Genomic DNA, 12,320 nt, shown 5'->3' with positions numbered 1-12,320 from the left:
CCCCCATTCTTATTTAGTGTGATATTTTAATAATGAGCTTTACTATTATTACTTTACAAGTTGCTTAATCATATCTAAATTTCCAAAAAAGTGTACATGTCCATAGGCACCTATTGTATTTTCCTTAGAATAACCACACTGCCATTTTTTTAAGGTCCCATCATAAACTTCTTTTGTTAAACTACAAATTTTATTTTCTTTTAAATCCACATAGGATTTGTGAAATTCATGACAATTAACCTTAGTACCTACATTAATAAGATTATTTTTTTCCATAACTTCAAGTTCTGCATATCCAAAATTTTGAAGTCTTTTAGTCATATAAGACTTGCCCTTAAAAAATCCTACAGTTTCAAATACTCTGTCATTGTCCATATTCTTTATACCCTCTGTGAGATACATTAAACCTCCACATTCAGCATAACAAGTTGTACCTTTTTCAAGAGCTTCTTTTATACTTAAAAGCATAGATTTATTTGAACTTAACTCTTCAATAAAAACTTCTGGGTATCCACCACCTAAATATAATAAATCCGTATGCTCTGGCATTTTATTATCTTTTATAGGGCTAAAGAAAGTAACCTCACCTAGCTCTTTTAAAAGTTCTATATTTTCAGTATAATAAAAGCTAAAAGCCTTATCATAAGCAATTGATATCTTTTTACCTTTGTTAATTAAATGATAGTTATCTTCATAATTTTCTGTTTCTTTAAAAAAGGTTATAAGCTCTTCAAAATTAACATATTTTAATATTAGTTCACTGCACAAATCTATCTTTTCATTTAAATCCTCTATTTCACTACTTTGCACAAGTCCTAAATGTCTGCTTTTTAATGATAGCTTTTCATCTTTAGGTACATATCCTAAAACTTTAACATTACAATTTTTTTCTACTGCAGCTTTTAACAACCTGTAGTAGCTTTCACTTATACTGTTAAATATAATACCTGCTATATTTGCATTTTCAAAATTAACTATTCCATTTATTTCTGCACATAAAGTAGCACTTTGAGCTTTAGGTGTTATAACCAGTATTATAGGAAGATTTAAAACTCTAGCCACATGTGCTGTAGAATATTTTGAATCTATTCCCTTGCCATCATAAAGACCCATAACCCCTTCTACTACACCCATGTCACCTTTTCCCCTAGAAAAAGCCACCTTTACACCTTCCTCGCCCATTAAAAACAAATCTAAATTTCTAGAAGGTTTTCCTGTTATGTAACTATGAAAAGCTGGATCTATGTAATCCGGACCTACCTTATATCCCTGTACATCAAATCCCTTTTTCATAAGAGCTTTCATAATTCCTAAAGTTATTGTGGTTTTTCCTCCACCACTACTGTTAGAGGATATTACTATACTTTTCAAGCATTACACCCCCTACTTACACATTCTTAACTTCATCCTTTAAACATAATGTAACGCGAACCCTTAAAAAATTCAAATATCAAAGAACAAATAATGATGAACTAAATTGCACTTAATAACACCTTTAATATATTCAAACAACAGGCTGCGCCCAATTTTTAAGCGTTATAACTTAGAATTAACTATAATTTTAATAAGTATACTGCAATGTACTAAGAAGTAACTTTCAACTGTATGGGAACTGATATATGTTGTAAAGGAATATTCGAACAAATTTTAGAAGTCCTTTGCTTGAGATATTGAAAAATATCGTAATTTTTGCCAGGACGGCAAAAGCTCCGAAAGCGACAGGACGTCGCATTTGAGGAGGTAGATATTTTTCAATATCTCAAGCATTAGAACTTCAAAATGAAGTGAGTTTTCCTTTACAACATATATCAGTGGGAATACAGTTGAAAGTTGCTTCGCTTACTTGCACTTATATCCTTATTAGAATTTCCTCATTAATTCAGCAAATTTTTCTACATGCTCTTCTGTATGTTTTACACATATAAACATAGCTTCAAACTGTGATGGTGCCATCATTATTCCACCCTTTAGCATATGTTCAAAATATCTTCCATATAGTTTGGTATCACTTTTCTTAGCATCTTTATAGTTTTCAACTTTTCCACCTTCATTAAAGAATATAGTCATCATAGTTTTCATTCTATTAACAACTATTGGAAGACCTTTTTCTTTTCCTATTTCCTCTGCTGCCTTTTGAATTCCTGCTCCTATTTTATCCATCTGATCATAATATGATAGATTATTATAAAGTTTTGTAACGGCTGCTAATCCTGCTGCCATAACTATTGGATTTCCAGACATTGTTCCTGCTTGATATACAGGACCGTTTGGTGCTAACTGTTCCATTAAATCTCTTCTTCCACCATAAGCACCACATGGAAGTCCGCCGCCCATAATCTTTGCAAAAGTTACTAAGTCAGGTTTTACTCCATAAAGGCTTTGTGCTCCTTTATATGCAACTCTAAAACCAGTCATAACTTCATCAAATATTAATATAGCGCCATACTTTGTGCAGATATCTCTTACACCCTGTAAAAATTCTTTTTTAGCTAATACAACTCCCATATTTCCTGCTACTACTTCTATAATAACTGCTGCTATTTCTTCTCCTTGTTTTTCAAAAAGTTCTTTAACACTATCTAAATCATTGTACTGAGCAATTAAAGTGTTTTCTATACTTCCTACAGGAACTCCAGGTGATCCTGGAATATTTGAAGTCATAACACCTGAACCTGCTTCAACTAAGAATCCATCAAAGTGTCCATGATAACATCCTGCAAATTTTATTATTTTATCTCTTTTTGTACATCCTCTAGCAAGCTTTATAGCACTCATAGTTGCTTCTGTTCCTGAATTAACCATTCTTATCATATCCACATTGTCTACAGTAGTGCATATATGTTTTGCTAACTTTAATTCAAGGTCTGTTGGTGTACCAAAAGCAATTGCATTTTCTGCTGTATCTTTTATTGCTTTTACTACATCTTCATCACAGTGTCCAAGTATCATAGGTCCCCATGCATCTACAAAGTCTACATACTCTTTTCCATCTTCATCATAAACATAGGCTCTTGAACCTTTTTTTATAACTGGAGGATCAATATCTAAACCTACATAAGCTCTAACTGGGCTATTTACTCCACCTGGCATATATATTTTTGATTCATTAAATATATCTGAATTTCTCAAATTGTAACTCCCCTAACATTTGTTTAATATTTTTCAAAATCTATTATTTATTTTAATATTACTTATATGCTACACGCTTTTAGCATATAGTGTTTGTATTATTTCCATAACTTCTTTGGATTGAAATATATTCACTAATGAATTTTCAAATTCATCATCGTTATTACATATATACGAAAAATCCATTTCATCTTCATATTCTTCATCTTCCAAAGCGTAAGTACAATCAATAGCAACAGGATAGTTCTTTTCCGGATTTGAATATAATGTAAATAAAGTATATGAATAATTATCTAAAGCTTGTGACGCTATTTCAAAATTAGTTGCAAACTTATAATTACCTTTTTTCTTAATTCCTAAATTTACCAATCGTATATAAAGTGTGCCTTTCATCTTCTTTTCAAATATATCTGCTTGTTCTTTCAAAATACTATGTGGAGCATTCTCTATTGATTTCTTTAGATCAATATTCCCCCATAAGTCTTTTCCCATTTAACACTACCTCCTTATAAATCCAACTTAAAAAATATTGGTAAGTGATCTGAATATTTTCTACAATCCGGAATTCCACTTTCTGTAAGCAATTCATTCAAATTAATTTTACTAATTATTTTTAAATCATTTATGCAAAACTTATCAATTAAACTCGGTCTTAAAATTACTTGGTCAAGTACGTTCCATGCATAACTTATAGGCGTTTTATGATAAAAATAACTTCCCATTGTACTATTCTTAGCATTTCCTAAAAGATGCCAAGTAGGATTATAAAAATACTTTCTATATTCGCCCAATACTTTTCTTTGCACTTCTTTTGCCACTTTATCACTCATTACTGCATGAAATCCTTCTGATGAAACCATCCCATCAGAAAATGGATTCATATTAAAATCTCCAATAACAATAGTTTTATCATTTTTATTTTCTTCTTCAAGCTTTTCAATTTCTCTTACAATTCTAGGCACATGTAAAGATAATTCTCTTTCCTCTAAATACATTTTACTAGGTAAATGTAGCGAAAACACCATAATTTCATCTATATTATTTTTGATCTTATAAGCTGAGAAGTATTTCCCATCTTTTAACTTAACAACATCATGTTTCAATGTATGAAACATAACTGTACGATTCTTAGGTAAATGTAATTCTAATTTAAAATCTTTATTATAATCTTTTAATCTTCTTTCCAAATACTCTAAGTCAGTTCCTTTAAATTCAGCTAAAATTAAAACATCAATCTTATTTTCTTTGCATAAACTTACAATTTCATTAATTAATACTTTTTTATTTAAATTCCAAAATAGAAAATTGATACCAGCCACCTCCTTTTAAGGCATATAAAAAGAACTACTACTTTAAAGGTGCCACAGATATTTTTTATCACACAAGAAAATATGTTCATCTATATCAAATGTATACTATCTTTCTTCTCTAATCCATCTAGCTGCCTGCAATGAATAATATGTAATAATCATTTTTGCTCCTGCTCTCTTTAATGATGTTAACATTTCAAGCGCTACTCTCTTTTCATCTATAAGTCCTGCTTTAGCTGCAGCTTTAACCATAGCATATTCTCCACTTACATTATAAGTTGCTATTGGAACATCATATCTATCCCTTGCCAATCTTATTACGTCTAGATAAGGCATTCCTGGTTTAACCATTATAATATCTGCACCTTCATCTATATCGTCTTCTATTTCAAGCATAGCTTCTCTTACATTAGCTGGGTCCATTTGATAACCCTTTCTATCTCCAAACTGAGGTGCTGAATCTGCTGCTTCTCTAAATGGTCCGTAGAAAGCTGAACAATATTTAGCACTATATGACATTATAGATACATTTTTAAAACCATTTTCATCAAGTGCATCTCTTATAGCTAATATTCTTCCATCCATCATATCAGAAGGTGCTATCATATCTGCTCCAGCTTTTGCGTGTGATACTGCTATTTTAGCTATATACTCTAAAGTTTCATCATTGTCTACGTGATGATCATGAACTATTCCACAGTGACCGTGACTTGTATATTCACACATACAAACATCTGTTATAACAAACATTTCTGGATCTAATTCTTTTATTTTTCTTACAGCCTTTTGAACTATTCCATTATCATCATAAGCTCCGCTACCACATTCATCTTTATGATCTGGAATTCCAAATAGTAATACACTTCTAACTCCAACTTCTCTCATTTCATCTACTATTTCATGTAATCTGTCTATAGAAAAATGATAATTGCCTTCTAAAGATGATATTTCTTCCTTTATGTTTGTTCCTTCTACTACAAATAATGGATATATAAAATCGCTTGTATGAAGGTAAGTTTCTCTTACCATTCCCCTTATAACTTTGTTTTCTCTTAGTCTTCTATGTCTTCTAAACATTTGGTCATTTCCCCTTTTTCTAATTATTTTTATATCAGTAAATATGTTTAATTATAATTACATTTTATTTTACATAATAGGCAACCTTTTTTGAGAGGACAATTGACAGAGGACATAGGACAATGAAGGTAAGTTTTCTTCCTTACGTCAGAAAACTAATTTAATTTAAAGCTTGCTTTGCTAACGTAAAAAATCTTTAAATTTATATAAATAAGATATCAGTAATGTTTTGCCTTAGCAAAACGAGCCTTCAAAAATTTAATTGAAGATTTTTTGTAGTGCAGTGGAGAAAAATCCTCCTTCACTGTCCTCTGTCAATTGTCCTCTGTCCTCTCAAAAATAGTATGTCTTATTATTTTTACATTACCAATGTTAAACTATTAATTCTTATCTACTAACTTCTTAAGAACTCCCTCAGTAGTATATTCATCACAAACTTCATACTTTATTCCTTGTTTTTCTAATGTGCTACCCGTAATAGGTCCTATGGCAATTACACTCTTTTCTTTTATGCTGTCTACTCCAACTAGTTCTATCATATTGTTTACAGTACTTGGACTTGTAAATATTACTGTATCCACATTATCAAAGCATTTATTATTAGGCAGCGTTCCTACTACTGTTTCATAAACATAACATTCATCTACAGTGCAGCCTTTTTCTCTTAAAGCTTCTACTAAATAAGGTCTTGCATTTTTAGCTCTTGGCAAGAATATCTTATCTCCAGGTTTTACAAAGTCCTTCATTTTTTCAAATAAACTTTCTGCTACAAACTTTTCTGCAATAATTTTAGGAATAATTCCTCTTTCCTTTATAGCTTTTTCAGTAGCAGGTCCTATAGCAGCAAAAACTGCTTTTATTCCTCTTATATCATAATCATTATTATTTAAATAATCAAAGAAGTTATTTACTCCATTTACACTGGTAAATACCATGTAATCATAAGAAGCTAATTTATCTATATATTGTTTAAGTGCTTCTCCATTAGGTTTTATTTCTATAGAATTTATTTCTGTAACCTCTGCACCTAAATCTATTAACTTTTCTCTTATCTCTTTTGATTGTTCCTTAGTTCTAGTTATACATACATTTTGCCCAAACAGCGGCTTTTTTTCATACCAATTTAATTTATCATTAAACTGTACGACTTGTCCTACCACTATAATAGATGGAGAATGTAATTCTGCTTTTAAGGCTTTTTCTTCTATATCTTTTAAAGTTCCTACCACCTTTTTTTGTTTAGCAGTAGTTCCTCTCATAACCACTGCACAAGGAGTAGCTTCATTCATTCCACTTTCCATAAGTTTTTTTGAAATAACACCTAAATTTTCAAATCCCATTAAAAATACAAGTGTACCTCCAACATTGGCTGCAGCATCCCAGTTAATATTTAACTTTTCAGCACTTTTTCCAGTAAACACATGAAAACTCTGTGCTATCTTTCTATGTGTTACAGGTATACCACCATAATTAAGTACAGAAATAGGAGATGTGATTCCAGGAATAACTTCAAAATCTATTCCTTCATCTATAAGCCTTAAAGCTTCTTCTCCTCCTCTTCCAAATATGTAAGGATCGCCGCCTTTTATTCTTCCAACAATATGTCCCTGTTTAGCTAGTTCTACCAGCATATTATTAATTTCATCTTGTGTTTTATAATGACATCCTGGTTCTTTTCCACAGTAATATATTTTACAATCTGGATTTAAGTATTTTAAAATACCCACTCCAGCAAGTCTATCATACATTACAGCTGTACACTTTCCTAACTTTCTTGCAGCCTTTAAAGTTATAAGTTCTTCATCACCTGGTCCCGCTCCTATAAGATAAACCATTCCCATTTAGCTCTCATCCCTTTCATATTATGCTTCTATAATTTTTTTACCCAATTTATAACCTAACTCAATATAATCTTCTTTGCTTCCAGATATACCTCTTTTTACAAGTTTATCTCCAACCTGGAATATTCCTATAATATCAATTGTTTCTCCATTTATTTCAGCATAAGCACCTATAGTTGAATGACAATCACCATTTAAAGTTCTCATAAAGCTTCTTTCAGCTTCCACGCAAATTCTTGTGTTTTCATCTTCTAATTTTTTAAAAACATCTTCGTTTGCGCTGTTTTTCTTTGTCTCTATTCCTAAAGCTCCCTGACCTACTGCTGGTACTATTTCATCTACAGTAAAATAATCTGTTATAATGTTTTCCATATCCATTCTTTTAAGGCCTGCTGCTGCTAGTATTATTCCATCTAAATTTTCTTTTTCTATTTTAGCTATTCTAGTTTGAACATTTCCCCTTATAGGTACTATTTCTAAATCAGGTCTCAAAAGTTTAATTTGTGCAGCTCTTCTATTGCTGCTGGTTCCAATTTTTGCTCCCTTTTTTAATTCTTTAAAATGAACACCATTCATGGAAACAAATACATCTCTCACATCTTCTCTAGGAGGCATAGCCACTATATCAAACATATCTGGAATATCAAAAGGTACATCTTTCATACTGTGTACTGCAGCATCTGCTTCATCCTTATACAAAGCCGTTTCTATTTCTTTTACAAAAAGTCCTTTTCCACCAATTTTACTTAATGATACATCCAATATTTTATCGCCTGTAGTTTCAAATAAAAGCTTTTCACATTCCACATTGCAATTTTCTTTTACAAGCTTCATTATGGTTTCTGTTTGTACTTGAGCTAACTTACTTCTACGAGTTGCAATTTTTAATTTCAAAATCAATCACCATCCTAATTTATAATGTCATCATTTAGTCATGCAATATTCTTATGTCTTTAGTACTTAGAAAACAGACATTCTTTAATCCTGCTTTAAATAAGCCGAAGTATTAGAGTTACCAGTCATCTGTGTAGAACATTTTTAACACTATATTTTCTTTGCCTTTTTCATAAAAAAAGTAAAAATCCTCAGAACACATGAATTTCATTATTTCTCTTTTTTTACTGCTTTCCTTAATACTATTTCTTACATTTGATGTAAATTCAATAAACTCATCATATTTACCTATATAATCTTTTATCTTATCTGCTATATATACAGCCGCTCTAGGGTTTTTGTTTGAAGTATTTACTCCTAAAAAAATATTCTTTGTATTTCTTTGGCAGGGAGTAACACATAATCCATGTTCAGGGCTGCTGCAATCAATGTATAGTTTACAGCTTTCTTCGCAATGCTGCCTTACATTCTCATTTACTTTTTTAGAATCAGTAGCAATTATAACTATATGATTACATCTTATATACTCTTCTTTATATTCCGATTTTATAACTTTTAAATTACTGCTGTTTTCTAATTCTTTAAAACCTTCATTAAATTCCTTGGAAACTACTGAAACAAAGCATCCTTTTTTTACAAAGGTTTTAGCTTTTATTAAAGCAGCATTTCCTCCTCCAACAACAAGAACATTTATCTTACTGGATATAAGTGAAAGCATTGTATATTCTATTCTGCTACATAAAATATCTTCTTTATTATTTTCATACAATCCTCTGCACTTCCCTTCAGCTGTTCCTCCTTCAATACATCTATAGCCCTATTAATAAAAGCATCTGTTGTGCTTTTAAAAAGTACTTCAGCTAATTTTTCATTATCCTTAGTATGTCTCTTATTTTTAAAAGTTTTATATCTTTTCTTATATACTTTTTCTCCACACTTTTTAAGATTTACTATTTCTCCGGAAATGCCCTGTATTTTCTGCCAATCCAAAAACTCTTTAATATGTTTATCAATTATACATCTATTTTTAATCATTATAGCTTTTCTCTTTTTTCTATTTTCATCATCAATGGAACTTACTTTATCAATATTGTATACTGTTACATTTTCCATACTATAAACATCTTCTTCAACATCTCTAGGTACAGCTAAATCAAATATAGCCATATTTTTATCCGGTAAGTTTTCTCTCCTTACCACACAATGAGGTGCTGAAGTACAGGATATTATACAGTCTACATTCTGATAATTTTTTATTCTTTCATCAAAATTTATAGTCTTTACTCTAGGATCATCTATATTTACAACTTTAGGATTTCTCACTGCTATATAAAGTACTTCAAAACTTGAGGATAAAATATACTTTGCTGCAAGCTGCCCAACCTCACCAAATCCTAATAGCATAAATCTTTTTATTCCAAGCTTTCTACTTTCATTAACTGCTATAGAAGATGATGATACAGGTATCTTATAAAGATTTGATCTTGTTCTAAACTCTTTTCCGCAGGTTACTGCAATTTGGAAAAGTCTCTGTAAATCTTTATGTACAGTTTTAGAATTCAAAGCAATTTCATAAGCTTCTTTAATTTGAGCTAAAATTTGATCTTCTCCCAAAATTAAAGAATGAAATCCACATACTACATCCATTAGATGCCTAATTACTTCATTATTTTTGTAATGAAAGGTATAACTTTTTAAGTTTTTATCCCAACCTAATATATCAAAAACCTTATTTACCATATCATCATCACAATTTTCAGCCTTAAAATATATTTCAGTTCTATTACAGGTGCTTATTACTACAACTTCATCACAAACTTCTTTTAAACTCTTTGTGTACTTTTCACAGCGTTTCTGTATTACAGAAAATTTTTCTCTTATTTCTAACTTTACATCACTTTTTAAACCTATAAGTTGTATCATTATTACCATCTCCCAAAATAATTGAACATCAAAAATCTAAACTAACGAGTTTAAAAGTTTTATAACTCTATTATTATCTTCTCTGCTTTTAATGGCTAACCTAATATATTTTTCGTTTAAAGTTCTGAAATTATCACATTTTCTAATTGCAATTCCTTTTTCTAAACAAGTTTTATATAACTTCTGGCAATCTAAATTTTTAAGCCTACATAATACAAAATTAGAATAAGTACTATACACTTCTTCTATAAAACCTATTTTCTTTAAGTTTGAAATCATATACTTTCTCTCTTCATCAATCCATATTAATGAATTTTCTATATAGTCTTTATCCTTCAAAACATATTTTGCTGCAGTTTCTGCAAAACAATTTATATTCCAGGGATTTTGTTTGCTTTTAATTTCACTTATAAGTTTCTCATTCTTGCTTATTCCATATCCTATTCTAATACCAGGCATAGCAAAGAACTTAGTTAAAGCTCTAATTATAAATATACACTTATAACTTTCTATTTCCTCTAAAAAGCTAAAATTATTTTTACCTGTAAATTCTATAAACGCTTCATCTATTATAATTGTTTTATTATTTTCTTCACAAAAATCCAATATAGTTTTAAATTCATCTTTATTTATTATTCCACCATTAGGATTATTAGGATTGCCTATGATAAGTAAATCCGATTTTTGAATTTTAAACAGTATATCTTCATAATCATAGGTCATATCTTTTTTCATTGTAGAATATATTACGTTACATCCCCATTTTAAAGCATTTTTTTCATATTCTATAAAGGAGGGAACTACTATACAAACCTTTTTAAAACAGCTTATTGACAAATCTATGATTTCTGCAGCACCATTTCCAAGAACTATATCACTTTCACAAATAGAAAATTTATTTGTTTTACAAGGCTCGTCCTTAAAATAATTTCTACTGAACTCTAGATATTCTCTAATATATTTTTTTAAACTTCTATACTCAACATCTGGATACTTTTTTACTGCTTCTAAAGCTTCATTTATATGATCTCTAAAACTTACTGGAACGCCTAATGGATTTATATTAGAACTAAAATCTAAAATTTCTTTTCCCTTTAGAATACCTTCTGTGTATACGTCTCCTCCATGTTCCATTTAAATCACTTCCTAAATCACTTTTTATCAGATATAACTTACTTCTTAATAAATGCAAATATAAACGCAGCGTATATAATCAGCATACAAACCTCTGAAGCGTACATAAGTTTTACAGATTCATTTATATGTTCAAAACTCAATGTCTTTTTCCTATCGCCAATTGTAGGCTTATAAACTACTTCACCAAAATATACATTAGTGCCTCCCAGCTGTACTTTCATAGCTCCAGCTGCAGCTGCTTCAGGATAAGCACAGTTTGGACTTTTATGATTTTTTCTATCTCTAACCATTATTTTAAAACTTTCTATGGCATTACCTTTAACTACAAAAGCAGTTAAACACATAAGTACTCCAGTTATTCTTGCAGGTATAAAATTGAAAACGTCATCTACCTTAGCTGGAAAAAATCCTATATACTTATATTTTTCATTCATATATCCAAGCATTGAATCCATAGTATTTACAGCTTTATACATCATTGCTAAAGGTGCTCCTCCAATTATTGCATAAAATAAAGGTGCAATAACTCCATCAGAAGCATTTTCAGCTACTGTTTCTACATCGGCTCTTATTATTTCATTATCACTAAGCTCCTTTGTATCCCTTCCAACTATATAAGAGAGCATTAATCGAGCTTTTTCTATATCTTTATCTTTCAATGCATAATAAACTTTTTTAGCCTCTTTACTTAAACATTTTGCTGCTAATGTTGTCCATAATATTATTACATTTAAAACATGATATAGTAAAGGTATTGAACTTACTAATTTTAAAATTCCAAATGTGATAAAAAAGCTTACACCTGCTGTAATTATTACAATAAGTCCTCCAAAGGCTTTAATACCTGCATTGGATTTACATAATTTTCTTCCCTGTTTTTCAAGAAAACCTATGAGTTTTCCTATATATATAATAGGATGTGGTAACCAGTTAGGATCACCAATTAGCCAATCTATTATTACAGCTAAAATTATATCTAAAATATTCATTGCCATAAAAGATGCTATCA

At 30.1% G+C, this 12,320-nt stretch carries 11 protein-coding genes; all 11 read right to left on the bottom strand.

The window, feature by feature from the left end; genetic code table 11:
- Positions 1 to 48: 48 nt before the first annotated feature.
- The 11 genes from HBE96_RS18775 to cbiB all read right to left on the bottom strand — a co-directional run bounded on the left by HBE96_RS18775 (position 49) and on the right by cbiB (position 12,306).
- Positions 49 to 1,371 carry a cobyrinic acid a,c-diamide synthase CobB gene (locus HBE96_RS18775; RefSeq protein ID WP_169299243.1) on the bottom strand — a complete coding sequence of 441 codons (1,323 nt, stop codon included), beginning with the start codon at positions 1,369 to 1,371 and terminating at the stop codon, positions 49 to 51.
- A gap of 489 nt (positions 1,372 to 1,860) precedes the next feature.
- Positions 1,861 to 3,129 carry a glutamate-1-semialdehyde 2,1-aminomutase gene (gene hemL / locus HBE96_RS18770; protein WP_169299242.1) on the bottom strand — a complete coding sequence of 423 codons (1,269 nt, stop codon included), beginning with the start codon at positions 3,127 to 3,129 and terminating at the stop codon, positions 1,861 to 1,863.
- A 69-nt stretch (positions 3,130 to 3,198) separates the two neighbouring features.
- Positions 3,199 to 3,621 (bottom strand): hypothetical protein, encoded by a 423-nt coding sequence (locus HBE96_RS18765; protein ID WP_169299241.1) that lies wholly within the window; start codon positions 3,619 to 3,621, stop codon positions 3,199 to 3,201.
- A 14-nt stretch (positions 3,622 to 3,635) separates the two neighbouring features.
- Positions 3,636 to 4,448 carry an endonuclease/exonuclease/phosphatase family protein gene (locus HBE96_RS18760; protein ID WP_169299240.1) on the bottom strand — a complete coding sequence of 271 codons (813 nt, stop codon included), beginning with the start codon at positions 4,446 to 4,448 and terminating at the stop codon, positions 3,636 to 3,638.
- A gap of 96 nt (positions 4,449 to 4,544) precedes the next feature.
- Complete coding sequence (gene hemB, locus HBE96_RS18755; RefSeq protein ID WP_169299239.1) at positions 4,545 to 5,516, bottom strand: porphobilinogen synthase; 972 nt, start codon at positions 5,514 to 5,516, stop codon at positions 4,545 to 4,547.
- Positions 5,517 to 5,896: 380 nt separating this feature from the next.
- Positions 5,897 to 7,357 (bottom strand): uroporphyrinogen-III C-methyltransferase, encoded by a 1,461-nt coding sequence (gene cobA / locus HBE96_RS18750; RefSeq protein WP_169299238.1) that lies wholly within the window; start codon positions 7,355 to 7,357, stop codon positions 5,897 to 5,899.
- Between the two features lie 21 nt (positions 7,358 to 7,378).
- On the bottom strand, positions 7,379 to 8,251 hold the full coding sequence (gene hemC / locus HBE96_RS18745; protein WP_169299237.1) for a hydroxymethylbilane synthase: 873 nt from the start codon (positions 8,249 to 8,251) through the stop codon (positions 7,379 to 7,381).
- Between the two features lie 118 nt (positions 8,252 to 8,369).
- A complete protein-coding gene (locus HBE96_RS18740) occupies positions 8,370 to 9,020 on the bottom strand; it encodes an NAD(P)-dependent oxidoreductase (RefSeq protein WP_169299236.1) in 651 nt (216 codons plus the stop codon).
- On the bottom strand, positions 8,978 to 10,174 hold the full coding sequence (gene hemA / locus HBE96_RS18735) for a glutamyl-tRNA reductase (protein WP_169299235.1): 1,197 nt from the start codon (positions 10,172 to 10,174) through the stop codon (positions 8,978 to 8,980). The genes HBE96_RS18740 and hemA overlap by 43 nt, the downstream gene beginning before the upstream one ends.
- Positions 10,175 to 10,210: 36 nt before the next feature.
- The gene (locus HBE96_RS18730) at positions 10,211 to 11,308 is read right to left on the bottom strand and encodes a pyridoxal phosphate-dependent aminotransferase (protein ID WP_169299234.1); all 1,098 of its coding nucleotides are present in this window, start codon (positions 11,306 to 11,308) and stop codon (positions 10,211 to 10,213) included.
- Positions 11,309 to 11,346: 38 nt separating this feature from the next.
- Positions 11,347 to 12,306 carry an adenosylcobinamide-phosphate synthase CbiB gene (gene cbiB, locus HBE96_RS18725; RefSeq protein ID WP_169299375.1) on the bottom strand — a complete coding sequence of 320 codons (960 nt, stop codon included), beginning with the start codon at positions 12,304 to 12,306 and terminating at the stop codon, positions 11,347 to 11,349.
- Between the last annotated feature and the right edge of the window lie 14 nt (positions 12,307 to 12,320).

This window comes from Clostridium muellerianum (assembly GCF_012926525.1).
Taxonomy (GTDB): domain Bacteria; phylum Bacillota; class Clostridia; order Clostridiales; family Clostridiaceae; genus Clostridium_AM; species Clostridium_AM muellerianum.
The sequence above is the reverse complement of the archived record's forward strand: the minus strand, read 5'-3'. Positions and strand labels throughout refer to the sequence as shown.